General features: G+C 71.7%; 26 protein-coding genes. 18 read left to right on the top strand and 8 right to left on the bottom strand.

Annotated elements, in window-relative coordinates; all coding sequences use genetic code 11:
- Positions 1 to 127: 127 nt before the first annotated feature.
- The gene (locus tag D7V93_RS07825) at positions 128 to 889 is read left to right on the top strand and encodes a ParA family protein (protein WP_120642783.1); all 762 of its coding nucleotides are present in this window, start codon (positions 128 to 130) and stop codon (positions 887 to 889) included.
- 16 nt (positions 890 to 905) lie between these two features.
- The gene (locus D7V93_RS07820; protein ID WP_120642782.1) at positions 906 to 1,817 is read left to right on the top strand and encodes a glutaminase; all 912 of its coding nucleotides are present in this window, start codon (positions 906 to 908) and stop codon (positions 1,815 to 1,817) included.
- Between the two features lie 12 nt (positions 1,818 to 1,829).
- Here D7V93_RS07820 and D7V93_RS07815 read toward each other — a convergent pair whose 3' ends face one another.
- Positions 1,830 to 2,756, bottom strand: a complete 927-nt coding sequence (locus D7V93_RS07815; protein ID WP_120642781.1) for an alpha/beta fold hydrolase — start codon at positions 2,754 to 2,756, stop codon at positions 1,830 to 1,832.
- Positions 2,743 to 3,129 (bottom strand): MerR family transcriptional regulator, encoded by a 387-nt coding sequence (locus D7V93_RS07810; RefSeq protein WP_120642780.1) that lies wholly within the window; start codon positions 3,127 to 3,129, stop codon positions 2,743 to 2,745. The genes D7V93_RS07815 and D7V93_RS07810 overlap by 14 nt, the downstream gene beginning before the upstream one ends.
- A 116-nt stretch (positions 3,130 to 3,245) precedes the next feature.
- Here D7V93_RS07810 and D7V93_RS07805 point away from each other — a divergent pair, with 116 nt between their 5' ends.
- On the top strand, positions 3,246 to 4,442 hold the full coding sequence (locus D7V93_RS07805) for an MFS transporter (RefSeq protein ID WP_244237161.1): 1,197 nt from the start codon (positions 3,246 to 3,248) through the stop codon (positions 4,440 to 4,442).
- A gap of 26 nt (positions 4,443 to 4,468) precedes the next feature.
- Here the strand turns inward: D7V93_RS07805 and D7V93_RS07800 are convergent, their stop codons facing one another.
- Positions 4,469 to 5,839, bottom strand: a complete 1,371-nt coding sequence (locus D7V93_RS07800) for a metallophosphoesterase (protein WP_120642778.1) — start codon at positions 5,837 to 5,839, stop codon at positions 4,469 to 4,471.
- A 15-nt stretch (positions 5,840 to 5,854) separates the two neighbouring features.
- The gene (locus D7V93_RS07795) at positions 5,855 to 7,312 is read right to left on the bottom strand and encodes a C25 family cysteine peptidase (protein ID WP_158623671.1); all 1,458 of its coding nucleotides are present in this window, start codon (positions 7,310 to 7,312) and stop codon (positions 5,855 to 5,857) included.
- Positions 7,313 to 7,721: 409 nt separating this feature from the next.
- Between D7V93_RS07795 and D7V93_RS07790 the strand changes: the two genes are divergently transcribed.
- Positions 7,722 to 7,919 carry a DUF6229 family protein gene (locus tag D7V93_RS07790; RefSeq protein WP_120642776.1) on the top strand — a complete coding sequence of 66 codons (198 nt, stop codon included), beginning with the start codon at positions 7,722 to 7,724 and terminating at the stop codon, positions 7,917 to 7,919.
- Positions 7,920 to 7,960: 41 nt separating this feature from the next.
- Positions 7,961 to 10,825 carry a type 2 lanthipeptide synthetase LanM family protein gene (locus D7V93_RS07785; RefSeq protein WP_120642775.1) on the top strand — a complete coding sequence of 955 codons (2,865 nt, stop codon included), beginning with the start codon at positions 7,961 to 7,963 and terminating at the stop codon, positions 10,823 to 10,825.
- Between the two features lie 72 nt (positions 10,826 to 10,897).
- Here D7V93_RS07785 and D7V93_RS07780 read toward each other — a convergent pair whose 3' ends face one another.
- From D7V93_RS07780 to D7V93_RS07770, 3 genes are all read right to left on the bottom strand, one after another.
- Positions 10,898 to 12,676: a DEAD/DEAH box helicase gene (locus tag D7V93_RS07780; protein ID WP_120642774.1), complete on the bottom strand. Its 1,779-nt coding sequence runs from the start codon at positions 12,674 to 12,676 to the stop codon at positions 10,898 to 10,900.
- A gap of 90 nt (positions 12,677 to 12,766) precedes the next feature.
- Positions 12,767 to 13,537, bottom strand: coding sequence for a sporulation protein (locus tag D7V93_RS07775; RefSeq protein ID WP_158623670.1), 771 nt, complete (start codon positions 13,535 to 13,537; stop codon positions 12,767 to 12,769).
- A gap of 51 nt (positions 13,538 to 13,588) precedes the next feature.
- Entirely contained in the window at positions 13,589 to 14,695 is a 1,107-nt protein-coding gene (locus tag D7V93_RS07770; protein WP_158623669.1) for a pectin acetylesterase-family hydrolase, read from the bottom strand.
- Between the two features lie 140 nt (positions 14,696 to 14,835).
- On the opposite strand from D7V93_RS07770, the gene D7V93_RS07765 reads away from it, so the two are divergent.
- From D7V93_RS07765 to amcH, 13 genes are all read left to right on the top strand, one after another.
- The gene (locus D7V93_RS07765) at positions 14,836 to 15,951 is read left to right on the top strand and encodes a Gfo/Idh/MocA family protein (RefSeq protein ID WP_120642771.1); all 1,116 of its coding nucleotides are present in this window, start codon (positions 14,836 to 14,838) and stop codon (positions 15,949 to 15,951) included.
- Positions 15,952 to 16,201: 250 nt separating this feature from the next.
- Positions 16,202 to 17,050 (top strand): HpcH/HpaI aldolase/citrate lyase family protein, encoded by an 849-nt coding sequence (locus tag D7V93_RS07760; protein WP_120642770.1) that lies wholly within the window; start codon positions 16,202 to 16,204, stop codon positions 17,048 to 17,050.
- 62 nt (positions 17,051 to 17,112) lie between these two features.
- Positions 17,113 to 18,345: an aminotransferase class I/II-fold pyridoxal phosphate-dependent enzyme gene (locus tag D7V93_RS07755; protein WP_120642769.1), complete on the top strand. Its 1,233-nt coding sequence runs from the start codon at positions 17,113 to 17,115 to the stop codon at positions 18,343 to 18,345.
- 27 nt (positions 18,346 to 18,372) lie between these two features.
- Entirely contained in the window at positions 18,373 to 18,894 is a 522-nt protein-coding gene (locus D7V93_RS07750; protein ID WP_120642768.1) for a MaoC family dehydratase, read from the top strand.
- Positions 18,895 to 18,899: 5 nt separating this feature from the next.
- Positions 18,900 to 19,883: an NAD(P)H-quinone oxidoreductase gene (locus D7V93_RS07745; RefSeq protein ID WP_120642767.1), complete on the top strand. Its 984-nt coding sequence runs from the start codon at positions 18,900 to 18,902 to the stop codon at positions 19,881 to 19,883.
- A 4-nt stretch (positions 19,884 to 19,887) separates the two neighbouring features.
- Positions 19,888 to 20,367 carry an aminoacyl-tRNA deacylase gene (locus D7V93_RS07740; RefSeq protein ID WP_120642766.1) on the top strand — a complete coding sequence of 160 codons (480 nt, stop codon included), beginning with the start codon at positions 19,888 to 19,890 and terminating at the stop codon, positions 20,365 to 20,367.
- A 16-nt stretch (positions 20,368 to 20,383) separates the two neighbouring features.
- Entirely contained in the window at positions 20,384 to 20,659 is a 276-nt protein-coding gene (gene amcB / locus D7V93_RS07735) for a cispentacin biosynthesis acyl carrier protein AmcB (protein ID WP_120642765.1), read from the top strand.
- Entirely contained in the window at positions 20,656 to 22,053 is a 1,398-nt protein-coding gene (gene amcC, locus D7V93_RS07730) for an amipurimycin biosynthesis protein AmcC (protein ID WP_120642764.1), read from the top strand. Before amcB ends, amcC begins: the two co-directional genes overlap by 4 nt.
- Complete coding sequence (locus D7V93_RS07725) at positions 22,050 to 22,493, top strand: acyl-CoA thioesterase (protein WP_120642763.1); 444 nt, start codon at positions 22,050 to 22,052, stop codon at positions 22,491 to 22,493. The genes amcC and D7V93_RS07725 overlap by 4 nt, the downstream gene beginning before the upstream one ends.
- A complete protein-coding gene (gene amcE, locus D7V93_RS07720) occupies positions 22,448 to 22,972 on the top strand; it encodes a cispentacin biosynthesis cyclizing decarboxylase AmcE (RefSeq protein WP_120642762.1) in 525 nt (174 codons plus the stop codon). The genes D7V93_RS07725 and amcE overlap by 46 nt, the downstream gene beginning before the upstream one ends.
- A complete protein-coding gene (gene amcF, locus D7V93_RS07715; RefSeq protein ID WP_244237160.1) occupies positions 22,972 to 24,093 on the top strand; it encodes a cispentacin biosynthesis acyltransferase subunit AmcF in 1,122 nt (373 codons plus the stop codon). The genes amcE and amcF overlap by 1 nt, the downstream gene beginning before the upstream one ends.
- Positions 24,090 to 24,647: a cispentacin moiety biosynthesis protein AmcG gene (amcG, locus tag D7V93_RS07710; RefSeq protein ID WP_120642760.1), complete on the top strand. Its 558-nt coding sequence runs from the start codon at positions 24,090 to 24,092 to the stop codon at positions 24,645 to 24,647. The genes amcF and amcG overlap by 4 nt, the downstream gene beginning before the upstream one ends.
- 11 nt (positions 24,648 to 24,658) lie before the next feature.
- On the top strand, positions 24,659 to 26,068 hold the full coding sequence (gene amcH / locus D7V93_RS07705) for an adenylate-forming 2-oxoglutaryl-ACP ligase AmcH (protein ID WP_120642759.1): 1,410 nt from the start codon (positions 24,659 to 24,661) through the stop codon (positions 26,066 to 26,068).
- Positions 26,069 to 26,077: 9 nt separating this feature from the next.
- On the opposite strand, the gene D7V93_RS07700 is transcribed toward amcH, so the two are convergent.
- Positions 26,078 to 26,739: condensation domain-containing protein (locus D7V93_RS07700; RefSeq protein ID WP_244237159.1), on the bottom strand; the 662-nt coding region annotated here is incomplete at its 5' end.

Genomic DNA, 26,739 nt, shown 5'->3' with positions numbered 1-26,739 from the left:
GAATCACTGGGGGTGGGCGCGGTGGCGGCAGGGGGTTGCGCCATTCTGGAGCGCTCCCAATGGAGCGGGCGTTCCATTCCGGCGCGGCCCTCCGGGCGGCGGATTCCTGGTAGACCCGGGGCCCATCATGCCGACGATTGCGTTCTGTACCATCAAGGGTGGCGTCGGGAAGACGACCCTGTGCGCGCACGTGGCGGCGGCGCTGGCGGACTCGGGCCGCCGGGTGTTGCTGCTGGATCTGGATCCGCAGGCGCACGCGTCGCTGGTGCTGGGCCTGGAGACGCGTGACGGCCCGTGCGTGGCGGACGCCTTCGGGCCCCGGCCGAAGCACCGGTTGGATGAGGTGGTGGTGGCGTCGCCGAAGCGGCAGGGGTTGTTCATCGCGCCGGGCGCCCCGCGCATGGCGGCGCTGGAGCGCGAGCTGTTCGGGTGGGGGCACCGGCTGCAGGCCATTCCGCGCGCGCTGAAGACGCTCTCCTGGACGCCGGACGTCATCATCGTGGACACGCCGCCGAGCATCGGCGCGTTCACGGAGGCCGTGCTGTGCTTCGCGGACGTGGTGGTGGCGCCGGTGCCGACGGGCGCGTTCGCGCTGCAGGGGCTGGGTGAGATTGAGACCGCGTGGCGCGACGTGCGCGAGAGCGGCGGCGAATTGGTGGCCGCGGTGAACCTGTGGGACCGCCGCACGCCCGCGACCAACGAGGCGATGGAGGAGGCGCTGAAGGACGTGACGGTGCCGGTGCTGCGCGCGCGCATCCCGCGCTCGGAGTCCATCAACCAGGCGGGGTTGGGCTACGAGGTGGTGTTCGACACGAGCCCGAACGCGCCGGGCGCGGAGGAGCTGCGCTCGCTGGCGCAGGAACTGGCGAAGCGCGCGGGCCTGCGCTGACGAGGACTTACGGCGCATGGACTACCAGGCGGTGTTGACGGAGGTGTGGGACGCGGTGCTTCCGGTGCTGGGGCAGGGCCGCGTGGCGACCTACATCCCGGCGCTGGCGGCGGTGGACCCGGCGCGGTTCGGCATGGCGCTCGCGACGGTGGAGGGCGACGTGTACGGGGTGGGCGACTGGCGCGTGCCGTTCTCCATCCAGAGCATCTCCAAGGTCTTCACGCTGGCGCTGGCCCTGTCGCGGGACGGGGACGCGCTGTGGCGGCGGGTGGGCAAGGAGCCGTCGGGCAACCCGTTCAACTCGCTGGTGCAGCTGGAGTACGAGCAGGGCATCCCGCGCAACCCGTTCATCAACGCGGGCGCGCTCGTCATCACGGACCGGCTGCAGCGGCTCACGGGCGACGCACGGGGCACGCTGCGCGACTTCCTGCGCGCGGAGAGCGGCAACCCGGCGGTGGACTTCGATGCGGGCATCGCCGCGTCGGAGGCGGAGCATGGCCACCGCAACCGCGCCCTGGCCCACTTCATGGCGAGCTACGGCAACATCGAGGGCTCCGTCCCGGAGGTGCTGGAGCACTACTTCTGGCAGTGCTCGCTGGCGATGAGCTGCGCGGACCTGGCGCGGGCGTGCGGGTTCCTCGCCCGGCATGGCCAGCGCGCGGACGGGGCGCGGCTGCTCACGCGCAGCCAGGCCAAGCAGGTCAACGCGGTGATGCTCACCTGCGGCACCTACGACGCCGCGGGGGAGTTCGCCTACCGCGTGGGCCTGCCGGGCAAGAGCGGCGTGGGCGGAGGCATCATCGCCGTCATCCCCAACCGCTGCGCATTGTGCGTGTGGAGCCCCGGGCTGGATGCGCGGGGCAACTCGGTGGCGGGCGTGGAGGCGTTGGACCGCTTCACCACGCTGACCGGCCTGTCCATCTTCTGAGGGCGCCCGGCGTCAGCGCAGGCCGTCCAGCAGCGCGGCCAGCTTCTCCGGCTGGGACGCGAAGGGCGAGTGCGAGGACTCCAGCGTGTCGACGGTGAAGGCGTTGCCGGGCGTGAAGGCGTCCGCCTCGCGGATCATCAGGTCCTGGAGGGCGGGGGCCAGCGCGCGGTCCTGGGCGCAGCGCAGGTAGCTGCGCGGGATGCGGCCCCAGCGCTCCTTCGTCGCGCCCACCTTGCTGGTCCAGAGGGACAGCGTGAGGTCTGGCGTGAGGGTGAGCGCGAAGGGCAGGAAGCCCGCTGTGTCCACGTCCTGGTAGAAGGCCAGGCGCAGGGCTTCGAGGTACGCCGCGTCGCCGCGCGGGTTGATCCGCACCGCGCCCAGCTTCGCGGGATCGCCGACGAAGAGCGTCTGGCCGTAGCCAGTGCGGGCCTCGGCAAGCGCTCCGTAGCCGCTGGCACTCTGGAGGCGCAGCGGGCAGTACGCGCTCAGGTACACCAGCCGGCCGATGAGGTGCGGTGCCAGCTCTCCTGCCCGGGTGATGACGGTGCCGCCCGCGCTGTGGCCCACGAGCACGGGTTTCGGTCCGTCCTTCAACTTCTCCAGCGCGGCCACCACCGCCGCCGCGCAGTCCTCCAACGTCAGGTCCGCCTGGAGGGAGCGCTCCTCGGTGAAGCGGGCCGTGTCGCCCGTCAGGTACGACGCGGGAAAGCGCGCGTTGAGGCCGTGGCCGGGGAGATCGATGGCCACCACCTGGTGCCCCCGTGCGGAGAGGAGCTGCGAGACGCGGGTCCAGTGAAGGGCGTTGTGCCACGCGCCGTGCACGAGCAGGAACGTGCGGGGCCTGGAGCGCTTTGCGGGAACCGGGCTGGCCGCGAGGCCGAGTCCCGGCAGGAGGCCCGTGCCCAGCAGGGCGGTCTTCATCACGTCACGACGGTTCATGGGGTGCTCTCTCTGTCGAAGGAAGGGGGGAGTCGTTCGCGTCCATTACGGAGAGGAGCCGCTCCCGCAGGCGCGCGAGGTCGAAGAGCTGCCGGTCGACCTCCGCGAGTCGTTCGCGGTGGGCCGCGAGCGCATCCGGGCAGACGGCGTTCGTGACCTGACGGAGCATGCACGGCGGGAAGGTGCTGATCTCCTCCAGGGAGAAGCCCAGGCGGATCATCCGGGCCACCTGCATCACCTGGGGGACCGCGTCGTCGCCGAAGTCGCGGTACCCGTTGTCGCGTCGGTGCGAGGCGAGGAGCCCGGCCTTGTCATAGTGACGGATGGAGCGCGCACTGGAGCCCGTGCGCCGGGCGAGTTCTCCGATGTTCATCCTGCTCTCCTGGAAACGGACGCTAGCCCCTGACACTGGTGGCAAGGTCAAGCGCGCGATAGAGGCCGCCACGAAGCCCTGACGGGATGCCCGAGCGCGTTCTACGGTGCGCGCCCGTGAGTCCTCCCGCATCCGCCCCCCGTCCGCGTCCCGCGCTCCTCACGCTCGCCTACCTGGCGTTCATCAGCCTGGGGCTTCCGGATGCCGTGCTCGGCGTCGCGTGGCCGTCGCTGCGGAGCACGTTCGGCCTGTCACAGGCGGGCATGGGCGCCATCCTCTCCACGGCGGCCGTCGCGTACTTCCTGTCGGGGTTGCTCGCGGGGCGGCTGATGCGCGCCCTGCGGCTGGGGCTGCTCCTGGCGTTGAGCACGGGGCTCGTGGCGCTCGGGCTCGCGGGGTACGCGACCGTGCCCGTGTTCGCGCTCTTCCTTGTCGCCGCGTGCTTCATCGGCTTCGGCTCGGGGGCCATCGACTCCGCGCTCAACAACTACGCGGCCCAGAACTTCGGGCCGAAGCACATGAACTGGCTGCATGCCGCCTACAGCGTCGGCGCGGCGCTGGGCCCGGTGCTGATGACGGCGCTGCTCACGCGGGGCGCGGGGTGGCGCTCCGGGTATGCCATCATCGGCGCGGTGCTGGGCCTGCTGGCGCTGACCTTCATGGTGATGCGCCGGCGGTGGGATGCGCCGGTGCGGGACACGGGCGACGGCAGCGCCGAGGCGCCTGTCACGGGCTCCGCGTTCGATGCGCTGCGACGGGCCCGCGTGTGGCTGCAGATCGCGACGTTCTTCTTCTACACCGGCGTGGAGGTGACGGCCGGCCAGTGGAGCTACACCGTGCTCACGGAAGGCCGGGGCCTGCACACCGCCGAGGCCGGCACCTGGGTGAGCCTCTACTGGGGCAGCCTGCTCGTGGGGCGCGTCCTGTCGGGCTTCATCGTCGAGCACCTGGGCTCGGTGCGGATGCTGCGCTGGAGCACCGCGCTCGCGGTGGTGGGTGCGGTGCTGTTCGCGATCCCCAGTGTGCCGCCCGTGCTGGGGCTGGTGCTGCTGGGCTTCGCGCTGGCCCCCATCTTCCCGGGCCTGATGTCCGAGACGCCGCGCCGGGTGGGCACCGACGTCTCCGCGCACGCGGTGGGCTTCCAGGTGAGCGCGGCCACCGCGGGCGTCGCCGTCCTGCCGAGCCTCGCGGGCGTCATCGCGGAGCGGTGGGGGCTCGCCTATGTCGCGCCCCACATCCTCGCGTGCGCCGTGATGCTGGCCGTGCTGCACGGGGTGCTCTCCGCCGCGGCCGACCGCGCCGCGACGCGCTGAAGGCACACCGTGACCGCGGCGCCGGCTCAGCTCCCGGCGGGCAGCTCCGCGCTGCCCAGGGTCTGGAGCCCCTGGTCCTTCCACTGGGCCAGCCGCAGGGTCGCTCCTGGAGCCGACGTCTTGGGTGAGACCTCCACGCAGGTGAAGCGGTGCTCCACCCGGGCCAGTTTCTGCCGGGACGGATCCAGCGAGGGGTTGGACTGGAGCTCCTGGAGGTAGTCGCCCCACTCCGCGTCGGAGGCGTCCGGAGCGGGGAGCCGCAGCAGGGAGATCCACGTGCCGGTGTTGGCGTAGACGCGGCCGTTGCCCTGGTGCCAGCGCGCCGCGTGGGTGTGGCCCATCACCACCGCCTGATGGCTGAACTTCCTGCCCAGCCGCTCGCTCTCCGCGAGCTCGTCCTTCGCCGGCTCGAGTGAGAAGTACTCCGTGCCGGTCGTCCCGGCGACCTTCCGGTGCAGGCGGGCGTAGAGCGCGAAGCCCGCCTTGCACAGCTTCAGGCGGGCGCGGCCCAGGGCGTCCGGGTTGTCGAAGGCGTTGAGCGCCTGCGGATCCAGCACCGACATCAGCGCGTCCACCTCCTCGTCATCCAGGTCCACGTCCGCGAGCGTCCGCGCCAGCTGCGTGTCCGCCTCCGAAGGCGCGTCCGCGTCCCGGGGCTCGATGGCGAAGGCCGGAGGGAGGTCCTGGTTCTCCAGCATGCGCCGGATGAGGGTGAGGGTCCCGCTGGTCAACAGGACCTTGAGCGCGTCCGGCTTGACGCCGAGCGCGACCATCACCGCCCCCTGGAAGTCGGGCTTGAGCAGATCCATGTACCGCATGCGGTGCTGGTGCTTGAGCGGGTTGAGCAGGTTCTTCACCAGCACGGAGCCCGGGGGGTACTGGAAGCGGGCGCGGTCCGTGGACAGCAGCGAGCCGTAGTCGATGCGGTTGGCCACGTCGTTGTGCTCGCCGTGGGTGACGAGCACCCTGGCGCCGCCCACCTCCAGCAGCAGGGGCTCGGTGCCGTCCCGGAACACCAGCCTCGAGGCCACGGCGGCGGGCTGACCGAGCGCCTCGCGCACCACGGCCTGGACCTCGGGCAGGGCCAGCTCCAGGTCGTGGTTGCCCACCACCATCGTCGCCCGGCCTCCCGCGGCCAGCACCCGGCCGAGGGCCTGGAGCGAGGGCGCCGTCTGCGCGGAGGTCACCAGCGCCCGGGCCTGCGCGACGGTGCGCCGGGCGTCCACCGCGAGCGGGTCGTCGTTGAGCAGGAAGTCGAAGCTGTCCCCGTTGAGGACGACGTGCGTGGGCGTGCGCGTGAAGGAGTCGAGCAGGGCGGGGAGCTCGGCGGCGCCCGCGAAGATGTCATAGGGCCCTCCGTTGCCGAGGTGGAGGTCGCTGAGAATGAGCGTTCGCATGGGTCCAAGCTCCTTTCAGGGAAGCGTCTGCAGGTCGGTGTGCCGGATGCGCACGGCGGGATCGCCCAGCACCACGTAGTTGCGTGCGTCGTTGCGCTCGATCCACCGGTGGAGCAACTCACGGGGCGTGAGCTTGTCGTTGGGCATGTTGGGATCGAGGTGGTTCAGCAGGAGGTTGTTCGCGGCGGAGAAGCGGTCGCGGAAGTCTCGCAGCGCATGGCCCACGGGCTCGCCCGCCATGATCTTCGCGAGCGTGTTCTTGAACGCATGGGTGGAGGCCTGGGCCATCTCGAGGGGCTTGATGGAGAAGCCCCAGGCCCGCTCCACGTGGCCGATGACCGCCAGCGCGCCGCCGCCGGGATGGGAGAGGAGCCGCCGGGGCAGAGCCGCCACGAAGGCGGAAGGGGCAAGCGCATCACCGCGCCGGGCGGGGTTGAGGGGGAACTCATCGTGGGTGGGCGTGCCCATGCCGAAGCAGGCGAAGAAGAAGGCCACCAGGCCATGGAGCCGGGCATCGTCCTGGATGTCCGACGCCGCCACGTAGTGCGCGGGAGCCATCGCGCCGAAGCCGGTCCAGTCCTGGCTCAGGAGCGCCCCCTGCTCGGAGCGCTGGCGCGCGTCGTTCGCGGGGAAGCCGAGCCCGTGGGAGGCGGTGAAGAGCACGGCCGGACGCACTTCGCGACCGTGGAGCGTGGTGAGCAGCCACTCCTTGGTCGCATCGTCCTCGATGGCTTCGCGGCTGGCATAGCCCAGCTTCGCGGCGATCGTCTTGTTGAGCTGCGGAGGCTGATCCGCGGGCGCCCCCCGGGTCAGGGGAATGACGAGCTGATCGGTACTGAGCTCCGTGGAGCGATCTCCCAGGTGCTTGGGGCTCCACCAGCTCACCTGCCGGTGGTTGGGGACGGAGGCTCCCTTCTCGTAGGCCACGACGCTGTCCGCGTACCGCGCGTATTCCTCCGGCGTGTCGAAGGAGAGGCGACCGACCGCGTGGAAGAGGGCGAGGGTGTGCTGGACGTCGAAGGGGATTTCGTCCGGACCGCCCACGAGGAGGAGGTAGTACGGCACCTGCGTGGGCTCCACGTCCCCCATGGGCGTTCCATGGCGCGCCAGGAACTTGTGGGCCGGCTCACCCGCCAGGTACGTGAGGACGTGAACCAGGTCCGGGTCGATGAGCGTGCGCCGGTGGGCGATGAGCGGCTCCAGGCTCTTGCGGACCGCCTCGGACGCCTGTGCGTGGAACACCACGGCCCAGCCGGCCTGGGTGGGGTTCGTCTTGTCCACGCCGAACATCGTGTCGAACGGGAGGCGCACGGGGTTGTCGCGGAGCCAGTTCCTCCATCGCTCGAGGTACGTGGCCTGCCCACGGGGCGCCGCCAGCTTCGCCGCCGCTGGGAACTTGACGGGGGGGACCAGGTACTGGCCGGTGACACCATCGATACCGTTGAGGAACAGCGGGTCTTCGGAACTGGGCATGGGGCGCTCCATGGAACTTGATAGCCCGCTTTCCGCTTCAGATCTTCCATCCTAGGCCTCCCCTCCCACCTGGAAACGGCAGGGGCCCCCGGGCTGTCAGGCCCCGAGCGCTTGCCGGGTCGGCCTGTCTTGCGCGCGGCTCAAGCTCCGACTCCGGGGCTGGCTGTCCCGCAGCACACAGCGCGCTCGCCCCGGGGGGCACCCTGACGCCGGTCTCTTGCGGCAATCCCTTACGTCCTTTCCCTGAGGGCGTTCGCCCTGGGCCGAAGCAGGGGCGTGGGGATGCCTTGATTAGGACGATTTCCTGGTCCTGACGTCCCTATGTCTGGCATTGGGATGCGGGGCCGTGTTCGACTTTCCTCGTCGTGCGGTCCACGTCCCCCGACGTCCCCCGAAGAGGAGAGCGCTCATGACGATGAAGCCCGAGGTCCTGGAGGTGGTGAAGGGCTGGCTGACGGGTGCCGAGGAGTCCCATGGACTGCCCAACCCCGCGGGCCCGCTGTTCGTGGGAGGTGCGCGCACGGAGCAGGCGCTCACCGAGTCCCACCTGGTCGCGGACACCGGCTGCAGCGCTTGCACCGGTTGCGCCGACGTCCAGTGCTGCTGAGCCGTCCCCCTTCCGGTCCCCGCCCCCAGGGAGTCCACCGCATGGTCCACGAGGAAGCGTTGTTGGCCGTCGAAGTCCCTCCTGACGGGTGGCTCGCGCGCCCCGTGAACGCCCTGCTGGCGCCGCACCTGGAGGCGATGTCGGCGCGGCTGTCCCGCACGGAGGGGCTCACCGCCGCCGAGCGCGACGTGGTGGACCGGGCGGGCCGTGAGCACCTGGGCTTCAGCGCACAGCGCAAGCTCAACCGGGTGCTGCTGCTGGAGCTTCATGCGGCGGCGCTGGAAGAGCGGCTCGATGCCGCGGATTCAGAGGGGCGGTGGTCGCAGTTCCTCGACCGGGCCTGCACCCCTGAGTTCCACGCGCACCTGCGCCGACGCTATCCGCCGCTGCTCGACCGGCTGGCCACCGTGGGCCGGCTCCAGTCCCAGGCGGTGCTGCGGCTCGTGGACCGATTCGTCGCGGACCGGGAGGCGCTGGCCGCGCTGCCCGGTCGTCCTCGCGGTGCGCTGAAGCGCCTGCGGCTGGGCGAAGGCGACACCCACCGGGGCGGTCAGACGGTGGCGCTGCTGGAGCTGGAAGAGGGCTCGGTGCTGTACAAGCCCCGGTGCCTGCGCGTGGACCGCGCCCTGGATGGGATGCTGGAGCGGCTGCTCATGCTGGACCCCCGGGGCACCCGGATCCGCGTGCCCGAGGTGCTGGTGCGACCGGGCTACGGCTGGGCGGAGTTCGTGGAGCACCGCCCCTGCGAGGGCGAAGCCGAGCTCGCGCGCTTCTACCGCAACCTGGGGCACTGGCTGGGCGTGATGCGGCTGCTGGGCGGCACGGACCTGCACTCGGAGAACCTCATCGCGAACGGGCCGGTGCCCGTGGTGGTGGACGTGGAGAGCCTCTTCATGCCGGATCCGCCCATGCCGCTGTCGGGGCGCGGGCTGGCGGTGGACCGCGCCGCGAAGGCCATCCGGGGCACCGTGCTGCGCACCGGCCTGCTCCCCATGCGCAGCGCGGGCCCGGGGCTGGGCGGCCTGGACATCTCCGCCGCCGGCTCGCTGCCGGGGCAACAGCCGTTCATGTCCGTGCCCACCATCGTCGGCGGTGGCACCGACGGGGCGCGCCTGGAGATGACGCTCCTGGAGCGCCCCCGGTTGAAGAACCACCCCAGCGCGGAGCCGGTGCTCGCGCGCTACTGGCCCCAGGTCGTCGAGGGCTTCCGCGAGCTCACCGCGCGGCTCAAGTCGCTGGACGCGCAGGGCGAGCTGCGCCCGCTGCTGGAGCCGTTCGCGGGCGCGGTCGTCCGCCGCATCCTGCGGCCCACGCAGACCTACGCGGAGCTGCAGCGCATGCTCTGGCACCCGGCCTCGCTGCACGACGCGCGCGGGGCGAACGCTCGGGCGCGGGACGTGATGCGCCGCAACGCCGAGGTGGCTCCGGGGGCCCCGTCCTCGCTGCCCGCCATCGACGAGGAGATCGCCGACCTGTGCTCCGGGGACACCCCCGTGTTCACCGTGCCCGTGTCCCGTTCGCTGCTCGACGCGACAGTGACGGCCTGGCGCTCCGTGGACGTGGGGCTGGAGGAGCTGACCATCCAGGGCGCGCTCGTCAGCGCCTACCTCAACGAGCAGGCCCTGCCTCCGCGCGTCGCCGTCCCCTCCACGCCGTCACGGCGGGAGCGGCTGGACTCGCGGCGCCGCTCGCAGCTGTCCGGGCTGATGCGCCGCGTGTGCGACGCGGCCGTGCGCGGTCCGGACGGCTCCGTGACGTGGATCAGCCCCGTGCTCGCCGAGTTCGGCTGGGCGGTGCGGCCCCTCTCCGCCGACCTGTACAGCGGACAGGGTGGCGTCGCGGTGTGCCTGGCCCAGTACCAGCACGAGGTGCGCCACGGGCGGGCGGAGCCGGTGGAGGACCTGGCGGAGACGCTGGGGGGCGCGCTCGCGGTGTTGCGGGCCACGGAGGACCGGGTGACGGTGAAGCAGCCGGGTGGCTTCTCCGGGCTCGCGTCCCAGGTGTGGATCTGGTCCACGCTGCACGACCTGGACGCGGTCCCCGGAGCCCTGGAGCGGGCCTGCGAGCGCGCGGCGGCGCTGACCCCGGAGCTGCTCGACGAGGACCGGCTGCTGGAGGTGCTGGGCGGCGTGGCGGGCGTCATCGTCCCGCTGCTCAACCTCGTGGATCAGACGGGCGAGGCGAAGTGGCTGGACATCGCGGCGCACGCGGGCCAGCGCCTGGAGGACACCGCACGGAGCGTGGCGGGGGATGCCCGCTGGGCGACGTCGATGTTCAAGGAGCCCATCGGCGGCTTCGCCCATGGCACGATGGGCATCGGCTGGGCGCTGGCGCGGCTGGGGCTGAGCGCGGCGGGCAGCCCCGCGGACCGGCGGCGGTGGCGGGCCCTGGCCGAGCGCGCCTTCGACTTCGTGGAGGGCCTGTACCGGCCGGAGACCGGGACCTGGCTGGACGGGCGGCGCCCCGAGGCGATGGATCAACTGACGACCTGGTGCCACGGGAGCACGGGCATCGGGCTCGCGGCGGCGGACCTCTTCGCGCGCACCGGCACTCCCCGCTACCTGGACCTCTTCCAGCGGGCCCGGACCGCGGGCGTGCGCGAGGGCTTCGGCTGGACCCACACCCTGTGCCATGGCGACCTGGGGCTGTGGGAGCTGCTGGAGGCGGGGCGGCGGCTCGCGCCGGATCCGCAGGGGCCGGACCGCGAGGTGCTGGACGCGGAGGTGCTCTCCAGCCTGGAGGCGCGGGGCCCGGTGACGGGGCATGCCCGGGACGCCTTCTCACCGGGGCTGATGACGGGGCTGGGCGGCGTCATCCACACGCTGCTGCGCATGCACCCGGAAGGGGGGCTCGCCTCGCCGTTGTTGCTGGGCCGCGCGCCCGGCGTGGACCGGGGCGCGCCCTGAAGTCCTGCCGGGCCCGCTTCCACCGGCCCCCCACCGGCTCCGATGACGGGGGCCGGTGAAGGCGCGCAAGGCTCAGTCCCGGGTGTCGCGGCGCACGGAGACCTTCTTGCCGCGCAGCGTGGCGCCCTTCAGCGCGGAGATGATGCGCGCCGCATCCGGCTCCGGCACCTCCACGATGGAGTACATGTCCGCGATGTGGATCGCGCCGATGCGCGAGGAGTCGAGCCCCGCCTCGCCGGCGATGGCGCCCACGAGGTCCGCCGGCCGCATGCCCGCGGTGCGGCCCGCGCCGATGAACAGCCGCGTGACGTTCCACTCCGGCGCGCGCGGCGGGCGGGCAGGGCGCTCGGCGCGCTCCCCCCCCGCTTCAGTGCTCGCGGTCCGCTCGGTCCGGGGACGGGGCGCGCGCTCGGGACGGTCGCCGCCACGGCTCGGGGGACCCGAGCGGGGGAAGCGCTTCTCCGACGACGGCGACGGGGCGGACACCTGCGGGATGTCCTGCTCGGCGGCGTCCTTGCCCTCGTCCTCCTTCTCCTGCAGCAGCTTCACCGCGGCGGCGGCCACGTCCATGACGCTGAACTCGCCGGACAGGTCCTCCACGATGCCGCGGAAGGCCTCCAGCTCGCCCTCGACGAGCGCCTCGCGCAGCGACGAGCGCATCATCTCCAGCCGGCGGGCGCGCAGGTCCGACACGGTGGGGACCGCGGAGACCTCGATGCGCTGGCCGGTGAGCCTCTCGATGTTGCGCAGCAGCCGGTGCTCGCGGGGCTCCAGCAGGGTGATGGCCACGCCCTCGCGACCGGCGCGGCCGGTGCGCCCGATGCGGTGCACGTAGGCCTCCGGCGCGTTGGGCACGTCGAAGTTCACCACGTGCGACAGCCGGGGGATGTCCAGGCCGCGCGCCGCGACGTCGGTGGCGATGAGCAGGTCGGCCTGCTGGGACTTGAACTGCTTGATGACGCGGTCGCGCTGCTCCTGGCTCATGCCGCCGTGCAGGGCGTGCGCGCGCCAGCCGCGTCCGTTGAGGGACGTGGTGAGCTCGTCCACCTCCGTGCGCGTGCGGCAGAACACGATGGCGGCGGTGGGGGACTCCAGGTCCAGCACGCGCCCCAGCGTCGCGATCTTGAACGCGCGCGGGACGATGTAGGCCGTCTGCCGGACGCGGGGCATCTCCCCGGCCTCCAGCTTCTCCTTGGCGATGCGCACGCGCTCCGGATTGCGCAGGTGGCGCTCCGCGATGCTCGCGATGCGCGGGGGCAGGGTGGCGGAGAACAGCGCCGTCTGCCGCTTCTCGGGCGTCTCGGAGAGGATGGCCTCCAGGTCGTCCGCGAAGCCCATGTCGAGCATCTCGTCCGCTTCGTCCAGGACGACCGTGTGCACGTTGTCCAGCTTCAGCGTCTTGCGGCGCAGGTGGTCCAGGGCGCGGCCCGGCGTGGCGACGACGACGTCCACGCCGCGCTTGAGCACGCGCAGCTGCCGGCCGATCTCCTGGCCGCCGTAGAGGGGGAGCACGCTGACGCCCAGCTTCGTGCCGTAGCGGTGGATGGCTTCGGACACCTGCATGGCCAGCTCGCGCGTGGGCACGAGCACCAGCGCGGAGGTGCTGTGGGGCGCGGCGGCGCCGGCCGTCAGGTGTTGGAGCAGCGGCAGCGCGAACGCGGCCGTCTTGCCGGTGCCGGTGGCGGCGATGCCGAGCAGGTCCTTGCCGGCGAGCAACGGCGGGAGCGCCGCGGCCTGGATGGGCGTGGGCTCTTCGTAGCCGAGGGTGGTCAACGCCTCGACCAGTTCGGGCTTGAGCCCGAGCGAGTCGAAGGTGGGGTTTTCAGTGGCGGGAGGCGGGGGAGCTTTCACACGGCGGCCTATACCACTTTCACGCCCCGGCGTCGGACTCGCGACGTCGGGTGCGTTCACGACCTGCCAGCGCGCCGGACCTTCCGGTTTTCAGGCTCCGGCGCCCAGGTGCGACGCCAACGCTTCCGCGACGGAGGCCACCCCCCGGGACAGGTCGGCCTGGGAGAGCACCACCCGCTGGCGGCGTCCGCCCTCCAGGGGCGTGCCCTCCAGCAGGGACGTGAGGCCCCGGGGGCCCCGGTCGATGTCGAGGATCAGCTCCAGGCCGTCCTCCTTGGGGAACGGCAGCAGGGCGAGTGTGCGCGGAGGCCCCTTCCACGACGGGCCGGTGTGGAACTCCAGCTCCTGGACGAAGGGTTCGTCGCGCCCCAACGGCGGCCCCGCCTCGCAGTACGCGTTGCGCCACTGGAGGCCCAGGTGCAGGGCGGCGTCGAGGACGGTCTGGAGGGAGGGGTGGGGCAGGACGTGGATCCGGTCGCTGTCCTCGGGGTTGAGCGCGTTGTCGATGTCCAACGCCGTCTTCAGCCACACGGGCGAGCCGCGCTCGGTGATGGGGGTGTGGACGGGCAGCCGCAGGGAGAAGGGCCACTGCTTCTCCTCCCGGGGCTCCACGGTGAAGGGGTTCGCGATGCGCCACGAGCGCACCACGGCGTTGAGCGCGCTGCGGCGGTCGTTGTCGCGCTGGAGGTACTGCGCCATCAGGTGCAGCTCGATGCGGTCGATGCGCTGGGGCGTGTGGCCGCCCTGGACGTGGACCACGCCTCGCAGGTCCCCTCCGGCGCGCACGGTGTCGTGCTCCAGGCGGGTGTCCACGCGCGCACTGCCGACGCCGAGGCGGGCGAGCATCTTCTTGAGGGGCATGGCGCGCGAGTCTCCCATGGGCCAGGGTGGAGTTGCCGGAAGCCTGCCTGCTCAGGGGCCGGCGTGGCTCCAGGCCGGATCATCTCCCGCGAACTGCTGGAGCCACGCGCGCACGGTGAGGCCCGCCCCGGTCGCGGCGTCCGGGTGGGCCAGGAGCACGTGCGGATTGCCTGGCAGGTAGAAGGTCTTCACGTTCGGCTCCGCCGAGGCGCGGGCCGCCTCCAGGCCGGCCTGCACCTGCGCGCCATTGAGTCCGAAGTAGGTGGAGATGGTGCCGTCCTGGAGGTAGCCGAGCATCGCGTGTCGCCGGGGCGCGGTGAGCAGGCGCGCGGAGGCGCCGAGCACGGCCGACAGGCCCGCGTCGCACCCGGTGCACCCCGGAGGGAACTCCACGCCCCAGTTCGCGCGCAGGGTGCCGTAGCGGCCGTCGCCCGCGGTGTCGATGATGAGCCCTGAGTCGTTCAGCACGTCCACCCGCGCCCACGGCAGGGCCTTCTGCACGCGCCAGGCGTTGAACGTCGCCCCGTAGCCGCCCGCGCTGATGCCGGCGAGCCAGACGCGGTCGGCCTCGGGGAAGGTCGGCTGGAGCCGCCGCAGGTATGCGTCCAGGTTCCGCGCGCCGACGTGCTCGACGTTCTTCGGGCCAAACCAGTCGTAGGTGTGGACGCGGGTGCCCGCGTGGAGGTCGCCCGTGCAGTAGGGGACGTAGACGAAGCTCGCGTCGCGGAACGGGTTCTGGGGGTTGGCGCGGTCGAACAACACCGCCAGATCCGCCGCCTGGGCCTCGGCGAGCACGGGGTCCGCGCCCATCGTGTCGGTGATGTGGGTGGCCGTGCCCAGTGCGCAGGCGGCCGCCTCCCAGCACGCCCCACCCCCCGCGAGGAAGACGAAGACCCGCTTGGAGCGATCCGTCAGGTTGATGGCCATGCCCGTGGACGAGCCGTTCGCGCAGTGGGCGTCGGGGACCGGCACGAACGTCCAGGTCTCCTTGGCCGCATCGATGGGGGCGCCCGCGTCCACCGTGTAGGGGATGGAGGGGAGGTCGTAGTCCCCGGTCCCCGCGTCCGGGCGGACGTTCCCCGTGTCCTCGAAGGGCGTCGCGCAGGCGGACATCAGCAGGAGACCCAGCAGCATCGAGGAGCAGGAGCGTGCGTGCATGCCCCTGCCCATAGCACACGGAGCGTCGGCCCTGCCCCCCTGCCAGGCGGTCGTGCGGACCTCTCTCCGGAGGACCGGGCCCGGCTTGTGGGGGGACGGAGCGCGTCCCCAGCGTAGGGACTCACGACGGGAGATGCACGATGGCTGAGCAGGGGACTTCCAGGCGGGTGCGGTACGCGGTGGTGGGGGCGGGAAACCTGGCGCAGGTGGCGATCCTCCCGGCGTTCCAGCACGCGCAGGAGAACTCCGAGCTCGTCGCCATCATCTCCTCCGACAAGGAGAAGCGCGCCGCGCTCCAGCGCCAGTATGGCGTCGAGCACGTCGGGGACTACGGCGCGTACGAACAGGTGCTGCGCGAGTCGCGCGCGGACGCGGTCTACCTCGTGCTGCCCAACACGATGCACCGCGCCTTCACCGAACGGGCCGCGCGCGTGGGGGTGCACGTCCTCTGCGAGAAGCCGATGGCGACCTCCGTGGAGGACTGCGAGGCGATGATCCGCGTCACGAACGACAACGACGTGAAGCTGATGATCGCCTACCGGCTCCACTTCGAGGAGGCGAACCTCCACGCCATCGAGCTGGTGCGCTCCGGGAAGCTGGGTGACCCGCGGATGTTCGGCGCGCTCCTGACGCAGCAGGTGCGCAAGGGCGACATCCGGACGCGTGTGGACCTGGGGGGCGGGGCGCTCCTGGACGAGGGGCCGTACCCCATCAACGCCGCGCGCTACCTGTTCCGCGACGAGCCCCGCGAGGTGTTCGCGTACACGAGCGGAGGGGACGGCCGCTTCCACGGCGTGGACGCGACGGCGTTCGCCCTGATGCGCTTCCCGAACGGGCGGGTGGCCCAGTTCGGCATCAGCCACGAGGCGTCGGCGGTGTCGAGCTACCGGCTGGTGGGCACGGAGGGGGACCTGCTCGTGCAGCACGGCTTCGGGTACGGCACCGACATCGAGCACCGGCTCACGGTGGGCGGCAAGACGGAGACGCGCACCTTCAAGAACAGCGACCAGTTCGCGCCGGAGCTCATCTACTTCTCGCGGTGCGTGCTGGAAGACCAGGAGCCGGAGCCCAACGGCATCGAGGGCCTGGCGGACGTGCGCGTCATCGTCGCGTTGCAGGAGTCCGCGCGCACCGGACAGCCCGTGAAGCTGTCCCCGTTCGAGAAGCCCCGGCGCCCCACGCTGGAGCAGCTCATCGTGAAGCCGCCGGTGGAGCCGCCCGAGCCGGTCAACGCGCCCGCCCCCACGCAGGGGTAGGTCGTACTGGTTTGCACGTATGGGATTGCCGTGACCTCCGGCGTGACGCGCCGCGCTTGACGCACGCTGGAGGTCTGCCTTCACCCACGCGCGGAGTGCTGTCTTTCCCATCGCGCAACGTCGTTCCACATTCAAAGACATACCAATACGTTTCAATGACACGCCAAGGTCACGGCTGCGAATCATTGCGCCAAAGCTTGACGTGTTTGGAATACGAGGGTACCCAGTCAGCCACTGATTGGAGGCCCGCATGCGCTTCACCCGCTATTGCCGCTCCATCCTGTTCACCCCGGCGCTGGCGGTGGATCGCTTTGCCCGGGGGCAGCAGTCCGGCGCGGACATCAGCCTGGTGGACCTGGAGGACTCCGTCGCGGCGGCGCACAAGGACGCGGCGCGGCACCACGCGGAGGCGTTCTTCCTGGCGCCGCGGGTGGGAGACAGCCGCCGGGCGGTGCGCATCAACACGGTGACGCGGCATGAAGGCCTGAGGGACCTGCTGGCCCTGCGCGAGTACGCGGCGAAGCCCGACGTGGTGATGGTGCCCAAGGTGGAGTCGCCCCGTGACCTGGAGATCGTCGAGCAGGCGTTGGGGCCGGAGTGCGCGCACGTGGACCTGCTGGCGCTGGTGGAGACGCCGCGCGGGCTGGAGAACATTGGCGCCATCGTGACGGCGACGCCCCGGCTGAAGGCGCTGGTGTTCGGGTCGGCGGACTTCTCCTTCAGCATCGGCGCGGCGCTTACCTGGGAGCCCATGCTCTACGCGAGAGCGCGGCTGGTGACGGCCGCGCGGTCCGCGAACCTCCAGGTGGTGGACTCGCCCCTGTTCGACATGAGCGACCTGGAGGGGCTGCGCAAGGAGGCCGCGCTGGCCCGGGGCATGGGCTTCAGCGGCAAGGCCGCCATCCACCCGCACCAGGTGGAGATCATCAACAAGGCCTTCTCCCCGGACGAGCGCACCCTGCAGAAGGCGCGGAAGATCGTCGCGGAGAGCCAGGCCCGGGACGCGAACATCTGCGTCGTCGACGGCGCCATGGTGGGCACGCCCTTCATCGAAGCGGCGAAGCGCACGCTCGAGGACTTCGGCCCCTCCGAGGGCTGAGCGTCCATCCCTCTCAATCCCATTCCTTGTCGTCCCATCCATCCCGCGCAGGAGGAGTCCGCATGGCAACGAGCATTCCCGAGAGCGTCCTGGGCCCCCGGCGCTACCGCAACAACGAGAAGTTCGTCGGCCTGGGTGACGCCGGCTGGCAGCAGGCCGAGGACCACGGCCTCATCAACCTCAAGGTGGACTTCGAGTCGAACAACCGGCTCATCGACCGGGCCACCCAGCACGCCTTCACGGTGCTGTGCTCGTGCTCCTACCTGGGCCTCAACCACCACCCGGCCATCCTCGACGGCGCCATCCGCGCGCTGCGGGAGGAGGGCACCATTGGCCTGGCGCTCTCCACACTGCGCATCCGTCTGGGATTGATGGCGCGGCTGGAGGAGGGGTTGCGGGATTTGTACGGCTGTCCTTCGCTGCCGGCCGCGTCGTGTACCGCGCTGACGGCGGGCATCCTGCCGCTGCTCGCGTCCGGGCACCTGACGGAGGACGGGCAGCCGCGCGTCATGGTGTTCGACCGCTTCTGTCACTTCTCCATGGCGTACGTGAAGCCCATCGTCGGGGACGAGAGCCTGGTGCTGACCAGCCCCCACAACGACCTCAACTACCTGGAGGACGTCTGCAAGAAGTACCCGCGCGTCGCCTACGTGGCGGACGGCGCCTACTCCATGGGCGGGCTCACGGCGCTGGAGGGGCTGCTCCAGCTCCAGGAGAAGTACGGCCTCTTCCTGTACTTCGATGACTCGCACTCGCTGTCCATCACCGGCGCGAAGGGCGAGGGCTGGGTCCGCTCCCGCCTGAAGATGAACCCGCTGACGATGATCGTCGCGTCGCTGGCCAAGGCGTTCGGCAGCGCGGGCGGCGTGGCGATGCTGGGCAGCGAGAAGCTGTTCAACTTCCTCAACCGGAACGCAGGTCCCCTGGCGTGGTCGCAGAACCTCCAGGTGCCGTCCATCGGCTCGTCGCTGGCGAGCATCGCGCTGCACAAGAGCCCGGAGCTCAAGCAGCTCCAGGACAAGCTCGCGCGCAACATCGCGTACTTCGACAGCCAGTTCCCCTCCGCGCACTCGGGCAACGGCATGCCCATCCGCAAGATTGAAGTGGGCGAGGAGGAGAAGGCGGTGCGCCTGTCGCAGGAGCTGTACCGGGCGGGCTACTACTGCTCGGCGGTGTTCTTCCCCGTGGTGGCCAAGGGCGAGGCGGGCGTGCGCCTGATGATGCGCGCGGACATCGAGCCGGACGAGCTGACGCGCTTCTGCGCGACGGCCAAGGACATCATCTCCGGCTTCTGAAGAAGCCCGCGCGCGAGGACACACGACATGGAGGGCTCTGGCTACAAGCAGGTGGGACCGCAGCGCTACCGGGAGCTGCTGGGCTTCGCGTTCGAGGACTTCACCGTCGGGGACGTCTTCGAGCACCGGCCGGGCCGCACGGTGACGGAAGCCGACAACGTGCTGATGAGCACGCTGAGCCTCAACCCGTCCCCGCTGCACCTGGACGCGGCCTATTGCCAGCACACGCCATGGGAGCGGCCGCTCATCTCCAGCCTGGTGACGTTCAGCGTGGTGTGCGGGATGAGCGTGCGCAGCACCAGCGGCCGGGCCCTGGCGAACCTGGGGTGGGACCGCATCCGGCTCACGCACCCCGTCTTCGCCGGGGACACGCTGTACGCGGAGAGCCGCATCCTCGCCAAGCGCCTGTCGGAGAAGCGCAAGGGGGAGGGCATCGTCACCTGTGAGACGCGGGGGCTGAAGTCCACGGGCGAGGTGTTCCTGACGTTCGAGCGCAGCTTCCTCGTGCCCACGCGCGAGCGCGGTGTGGACGAAAGGGCCGGGTACTGACGCTCATGCGCGCCGTCGTCTACGAAGGCTCCGGGGGCCCGGAGGTGGTGAAGCTGCGCGAGGTTCCCCGGCCGGTGCCCACGGGCAACGCGCTGCTCATGCGGGTGCACGTCACCGCGCTCAACCGCGCGGACCTGCTCCAAAGGGCCGGCGTGTACCACGTGCCGGAGGGCCAGTCCGCCATCCCCGGCGTGGAGGTCGCCGGCACGGTGGAGGCGTGGGGCGAGGACGTGAAGGGCTTCACCCGGGGCCAGCGCGTGTTCGGCGTGGTGGAGGGCGGCGGGTACGCGGAGTTCTGCCTGCTGGACGCGGACATGGCGCTCGTCATCCCGGAGGCCTTCAGCTTCGAGGAGGCGGCGGCCACCGCGGAGTCCTGCCTCACCGCGAACGAGACGCTGTTCGAATTGGGCGGCCTGAAGCCCGGGCAGACGGTGCTCGTGCACGCGGGCGCCAGCGGTATCGGCACCACGATGGTGCAGATGGTGAAGCACGTGGGCGCGACGGCGCTGTGCACGGTGGGCACGCCCCGGAAGGTGGAGGCGCTGACGCGGCTGGGCGCGGACGCCGCCATCGACTACCGGCGCCAGGACTTCGTGGCGGAGGTGCTGGCGCGCACGGGCGGCGAGGGCGTGGAGCTGGTGATGGACTTCGTGGGCGGCGCGTACCTGTCGCGCAACCTCTCCGTGCTGAAGCACGAGGGCTGCCTGGTGCTGGTGGGACTGCTGGACGGGATGGCGGCGGAGCTGGATCTGCTGCGCGTCGTCCAGCGCCGGTTGCAGCTCAAGGGCTCGTCCCTGCGGCTGCGGCCCATGGTGGAGAAGCGGCAGGTCAACGCGCGCTTCCGGCAGCGGTGGATGGAGGTGCTCGCGCAAGGAGGGCTGCGGCCCGTCATCCACGGGGCCTGGCCGCTGGAGGCGGTGGTGGACGCGCACGCGGAGATGGAGGCCAACCGCAACATCGGGAAGCTCCTCCTGACGGTGGCGGGGTGACGCCATGGCCGACCTGAGCGAGTTCCTCGCGCGTGAGCAGGTGGACGCGCGCCTGCTGACGCTGGCCACGCCGATGACGACGGCCGCCGCCGCGGCGCGCGAGCTGGGCATCCCCGTGGGCGGCATCTTCAAGTCGCTGGTGCTGACGACGGAAGCGGACGAGGTGCTCGTCGTGGTGCTGCCGGGAGACCGGCGCGTGGACTTCAAGGCGGTGGCGCGCGCCGCCGGCTGTCGCAAGGCCGCGTTCGCGAGCGCCGAGCGGGCGCTGGAGGCCACGGGTTATCCGCCGGGCGGCACGCCGCCCCTGGGCTACCCCCGACCGCTGCGCGTGTTCGTGGACGCGGCCGTCCTCCAGTACCCGGAAGGTTACGGCGGCGGAGGGCGGCCGGAGCTGCTGCTGCGCCTGACGCCCGGAGAGCTGCTGCGCGTGACGAAGGGCACCGTGGGCCCACTGAGCATTCCAACCGAAGCACCGACCCCCTGAAGAGAGGACGCCCGCCATGCAGGAAGACGTCTCGCGAAGCTTGAAGAAGATCCTGACGAACCAACTCTTCGTGGAGATTCCCGAGGAGCAGATTGGCGGGGACGACGGGCTCCAGTCCGTCGTCGGCCTGGACTCCGTGGGCTTCCTGGAGCTGCGGGTCATCTGCGAGGACCAGTTCGGCGTGAGCATCTCCGACCAGGACTTCGACACGGAGAACTTCCGCACCCTCAACCTGCTGTCGGCGCTCATCGTGAAGCTCAAGGCCCAGCAGAAGCAGGGGGGCACGAAGTGAAGGTGCCCGCCGCGGGGGAGACGCTCGGGGCGGAGGAGGTGGCCCGCCTGCGCGCCGGCATGGCGTTGCAGATGGACCACTACGGCGGGGGGCGCCTGCCCTTCGTCTGTCTGCGGGCCAAGGGCCTGATGCAGCACATGGCCGCGCTGGAGGGGCCGGACGCGGGACGCGTCGTGGAGGTGCTGGACGCCAGCGGAGGCTACGCGAGCGCGTGCCTGGGCGCGGGCCATCCGCGCATGCAGGAGGCGCTGCGCGACGGCCTGGAGCGCACGGGCTACGTCACCGACGAGCTGGGCTCGCTGGAGCGCACGCTGCTGTTGGAGGGGCTGTTCGGCCCCCAGGGCCTCTGGGCGGATCGCTTCCCGGGGGACGCGTACCACGCGAGTGGCCGCAACTCGGGCTCCGAGGGATTGGAGCTGGCGCTGCGCCTGGTGCTGGAGTCGAACTTCGACCGGCGGCGGATGGCGCCGAAGCCCGAGCGCGCGGAGCGGCGGATGATCCTCGCCTTCGAGGGCGCGTGGCACGGGTGGACACAGGGCCTGGCGAGCCTGCTCAACCGCCGGCACTACCGGCTGGGGCTGCCGCTGCCCGCGACGGAGGGCCCGTCCGGGCTGGACGTGCAGTTCCTGCCGTTCGGTGAGTCCGCGCACCTGGAGACCTTCTTCGCGGAGCACGGGCGGAAGCTGGCGGCGGTCTTCGTGGAGCCCATCCAGGGGGACGCCGGCATCCTGGTGCCCCCCGCGGGCTACCTGCGACGGCTGGCCACGCTCTGCCGCGAGCACGAGGTGCTGCTGGTGGCGGACGAGGTGCTCACGTTCGCGAAGACGGGCCGCTTCTTCGGCATGACGGACGCCGAGGGGCCCATCCCCACGGACATCACCGTCATCGGCAAGAGCCTGGGCATGGGCGTCGTCTCCACGTCCATGGTCATCGCCCGGCGCGAGCTGTCGGTGCGCTCCAGCGGCGCGGTGTCCACGTCCGACCTCCGGCCCCTGACGAGCGCGGTGATGCGCTCGGGCATCCAGTACCTGTCCGGCGAAGGGCTGGTGGAGCGCACGGGGCCGCTGGGCGAGGTGCTGCGCGCGCAGCTGCAGAAGGACGTGGCGCAGGCGTTCCCGGAGGTGTTCCAGGAGGTCCGGGGCCTGGGCTACATGAACGGCATCGAGCTCACGGAGCGGGCGGCAGGGAGCCTGGGGAAGCTGCGGGCGCGGCTGCTCGACGCGGGCATCTTCGTGGAGTTCATGGCCGGCGCGGGGCGTCGCTCGCGGGGCCTGCGCTACCTGTTCCCGGCGATGCGCATCGCGCCGCCGCTCATCGCGGGAGAGGCGGACCTCCGGGAGATGGTGGCCCGCATCCAGCGCGGCGTGCGGACGTTCGTGGAGTCCGGGTCGTGACGCAGGCTGCGGTTCCACTTCCGGAGGTTCCACCCGCGCTGCGCCGCAAGGTGGAGCACGTGGACACGGACGCTTCCGGCGTCGTGCACTTCTCCCGCTACGCGTCGCTGCTGGAGACGGCGGGGCTGGAGGAATTGGAGCGCCGGGGGGCAGGGCTGGAGGTCCTCTCGGCGCAGGGTCTGGATTTGCGGGTGCGGGAGCTGCGGGTGAGCTACCGCGCGGCGGCGCGCTTCCAGGATTGGTTGGTGTTGGTGCCCGCCGTGGAGCACGTCGGGCCCGCGAGCTTGAAGCTGGGTGTGAAGCTTTACCGCGAAGGCACGGGGCCGGAACCGCTGCTGCTTGCCTTTGGAAGTCTGGACCTCGCCGTCGTCAACAAAGAGAACGGAGTGCCCGCATGTCTACCGCCGTCCCTCAGCAGCGCGCTCAAGCTGGCGCCGTGAACACAGTGGAGCGCACGCCCAAGGCCCTGGGCTTCACCGCGCTGAAGCAGTGGCTGCGGCACCGCCACCCGATGATCTACCTGGACCGCATCGTGGACCATGAGCCGGGGAAGTACCTGGAGGCGCTCATGTCCATCTCCGGCAACCTGGACTGCATCGCGGGACACTTCCCGGAGCGGGCCGTCTACCCGGCCAGCCACCTCATGCAGGCCAATGCGCAGGCGGGCATCATCCTCTACCAGATGAGCACGTCGATGCTGGCCGAGGACGAGCTGACGCTCATCAGCTCCGTGGAGGCGCGCTTCCTGAAGGTCATCGTGCCGGGCGACCAGGTGCTGCTGCGCGTGCAGGCGAGCCGGCTGGCCGGAGGGCTGTTCCAGTTCACGGGCAAGGCGATGGTGGGCTCGCACCGCGTGGCGGCGTTCCGCGCGAGCCTCGTCCGCTCCCGGGTCTCCGACCTGGGCGAACAGTTGTGGTGATGCCCGTCGTCGTCACGGGCGCGGCGTGGACGACCCCGCTCGGGAGCGGACTGGAAGCCGTGTGGCGCCGGCTGCTCGCGGGCGAGCACGGCTTCGTCGAGCTTCCGTCCCCGCACCGGCTGCGCAACACGCTGGCGGCCGTCGTTCCGGGCGGGGGACATGAGGCTCCCGCCGCGGAGCGTCTGCGCGGGCTCGCGGTCACGACGCTGCGTGATGCGCTGGCGGATGCGGGGCTGCCTGCCGATGGGGCGCGCACGCGCTTCGTCCTGGGCACCAGCCTGGGCGCCTTCCTGGACGACGACGGCGAGCGGGAGGCGCCGCTGCACCACTGGGCGGATGCGGTGGTGGAGGCCCTGGGCGCGAAGGCCGCGCCCGTGGTGCTGTCCACCGCGTGCTCCTCGGGTTCGGATGCGCTCCTGGTGGGGGCGGAGTGCGTGCGCGCGGGGCTCGCCGATGTGTGTATTTGCGGCGGCGTGGATGTCCTCACGCCGAGCAAGCGGCTGGCGCACTCGGCGCTGTCCACGCTGTCTCCGTCGCGCACGCGGGCCTATGACACGCGGCATGACGGCATGCTGCTGGGCGAGGGCGCGGCGTTCCTCGTGCTGGAGTCGGCGGCGCACGCGGAGCGGCGGTCGGCGCGCGTGCTGGCGCGACTGCGCGGCGTGGGTTCCGCCAATGACGCCGCGAGCATGACGTCGCCGGACCCCGCGGCCGCGGGCGCACGCCTGGCGATGGAGCGCTCCTTGACGGATGCGGGGATCGCCGCCGCCGGGATTGGATTGGTCAACGGCCATGGGTCCGCGACGCCGGTGAACGACCGGGCGGAGCGCGAGGCGTTCCGGAGCGTGTTCGGTCCCAGCGGCGGGCCGCTCGTCTTCGCGACGAAGGGGGCCTTCGGACACAGCCTGGGGGCCACGGGCGCGATGGAGGCGCTCGCGCTCATCCTGGGACTGCGCGAGGGCATCGTTCCGCCCATCGTCGGTCTGGAGCAGCCGGATCCGGAGTTCCCCTGTCCGCTGTCCGTGGGCGCGCCGACGCGGCATGCGGCCCGGGTGGGCCTGAGCGTGACGCTGGGCTTCGGTGGCTTCGACACGTCGCTCGTCTTCGAGGTGCCGCGATGACGTCCTCCCTGTCGGTGGCCCTGCGCGGCAGCGCGGTGGTGTTCGCGGATGCTCCGAATCCCCATGCCGCCCGGTGGAAGCCCTCCGTGCGCTACGCGGATCCGCTGTCCTGGGCGCTGGTCATGGCCGTGGGGGAGGCGACCCAGGCCCTGGGCGAGGACTTCACGCGCGCGGCGGACCGGTGCTCGCTCATCCAGGTGGGTGCGGTGGGCCCTCGCGAGACGTGGGCACAGGTGGCGAGCGATGCCGCGCGGGGCTTCGCGTCCCCGCTGCGCTTTCCCGCCGCGACGCCGAGCGCCCCCACGGGTCTGTCCTGCATCGTCCACGGCCTGCGCGGTCCGACGCTCGCGCTGACGATGCCCGTGGTGCCGGGCGTGGAGGTCGCGCTGGCGTTGTCCGCCGCGTGGCTTGCGCGCGGTGTCGTGGACTGGGCCCTCATCGGATCCGTGCTGGCGGTCGAAGGCCGGCCTCCGGGCGCGGGCTGTGTCGTCCTGTCGCGGGGAGCCGGGCCTGGCGTCGACGCGGACGCCGTGGCGCGGTCCCTCCAACCCTGAGTGGAGTGAACATGGCCTCGCCCCTCCTGGAGCTCGCGGGCGTTCCGCTGACCGCCGTGCAGGCGTTCCTGGATCGCATCCGCGACCTGACCGAAGCGCACCCGACCGCCGACCGCTCCGTGGCGACCCTCGCGGCCGGGTGGATGGCCCGAGGGCTCAGGCCGGGGGACGTGGTGCTGCTCGCGCTGCCCAACGGCGCGGGGCTCCTGGCCCATGTCTTCGCGGTGCTCGCGGCCCGGGGCGTCCCCGCGCTGGTGTCGCCCGCCTCGCCCGCGGGCCGGCAGCAGTCGCTGGTGGATGCGCTGCCAGCGCGGGCCCTGGTGGCCATGCGCAGCCCCGCACCGCACACGCAAGGCGTAGAGCGGTTCGCGCTGGGCGGGGCGGAGGTGGCCCTGTTCCCGGAGACAGAGCCGCCGGGGGCGAAGCTCGGGGAGATGGTGCTGCTCACATCCGGCACCTCCGGCTTCGCGAGCGGCTGCGTGTTCGACCTGGGCGCGCTCTTCCTCAACGCGGATCGGCACGCGGATGCCGTGGGCCTGCGCGCGGGGGACACCGCCCTGGTGAACCTGCCCCTCTACTACTCGTACTCCATGGTCGCGCAGGCGTTCTCCGCGCTGCGAAGGGGGCTGGAACTGGTCATCAGCGGCCCGCCGTTCCAGCCCGCGGCGTACCTGCGCATGCTCGGGGAGCAGGGCATCACCGTGTCCGCGCTGACGCCGCTGCTCGTGCGGGGCCTGCTCCAGCATGGCGAGCCGTTCCCGGACGGCCTGCGGTGCCTGGGCGTGGGCGGAGACGTGCTCGCGCCGGAGCACGTGAAGCAGCTCCTGCATGCGCGGCCTCGGGGCGAGCTGTACGTCACGTATGGCCTGTCCGAGGCGGGGCCCCGGGTCGCGACGCTCGCGGCGCATGCGGAGCCGGAGCACCGCTTCGCGTCCGTGGGGTTGCCGTTGCCGGGAACACAGGTGTCGCTCGTTGAGCGTGGGCCGGATGGACAGCGGGAGCTGTTCGTCTCGTCGGACACGGTGATGAAGCGCCGCATCGGGCTGGTGGAGGGGGAGAAGCTCCATGCGCTGAAGGGCCCCCGGCTGCTGGCCACGGGGGACGTGTTCGACATCGACGCGGACGGCTACCTGTACTTCCAGGGGCGCGTCTCCGACTTCCTCGTGCGCGGCAGCGAGAAGATCAGCATGGCCTCCGTGCGGCGGCTGGCGATGATGCTGCCCGGGGTACTGACGGCGCGCACGCAGGTCGTCCGGGGCGCGCAGGGGGACGACTACGACGTGGTCCTCACCGTGGCGGACGAGCGGCGCTCCGTGGAGCACCTGTCCCGCGAGCTGTTCCGCCTGCTGCGCCTCGCCGAGCGCCCGCGCGCCGTGCAGGTGGTCGCGGCGGACGTCGCCGCGGCCTCCCTGCACAAGTAGCGGAGTGCTTCAGGGGGCTCGCGCTTCGAGCCCCATCGGCAGGTCCGGGTTCGCGACCACCGCGTCGAGCACCCCGAGGAACTCGGCGTGGATGCCCTCGGCGGTACGGGCGTCGAACAGGTCGGTGTTGAACTCCAGGACGCCGGTGAACCCCTCATCCAGCTCGGTCAGGGACAGGGCCAGCTCGTAGGTGACGGAGCCCCGGCTGACCTCGATGGGGATCACGGCGAGGCCTTCCAGCGCGAACTCCGCCTCCGGGGCGTTCTGCAGGATGAACATCGCCTGGAACACCGGGGAGCGATTCGCGGGCAGCTCGACGCCCAGGGATGCCACGACCTGGTCGAGTGGGACCTCCTGGTGCGCGTAGCCGCCCAGCGTCTCCTCGCGCACGCGCTGGAGCAGGGTGCGGAAGCCCGGTGCGCCGCGCACGCTGACGCGCAGGCACAGGCCGTTGACGAACATGCCGATGAGCGGCTCCAGCTCCGGCAAGAGCCGGTTGGCGATGGGCGAGCCGATGACGACCTCCTCCTGGCCGGAGCGGCGCGCGAGCACGATGCCGAACGCGGACAGCATGGCCATGAACGGCGTCACCTGCTCGCGCCGGCACAGGGCATGGAGGGCGTCGCTGCGGCTGCGGCCCAGCTGGACCGGGCGGCGCACGCCGTTGAAGG

Origin of the sequence: Corallococcus llansteffanensis, assembly GCF_003612055.1 — a bacterium.
Classification (GTDB): domain Bacteria; phylum Myxococcota; class Myxococcia; order Myxococcales; family Myxococcaceae; genus Corallococcus; species Corallococcus llansteffanensis.
This window is presented reverse-complemented; position numbering and strand designations above follow the sequence as displayed.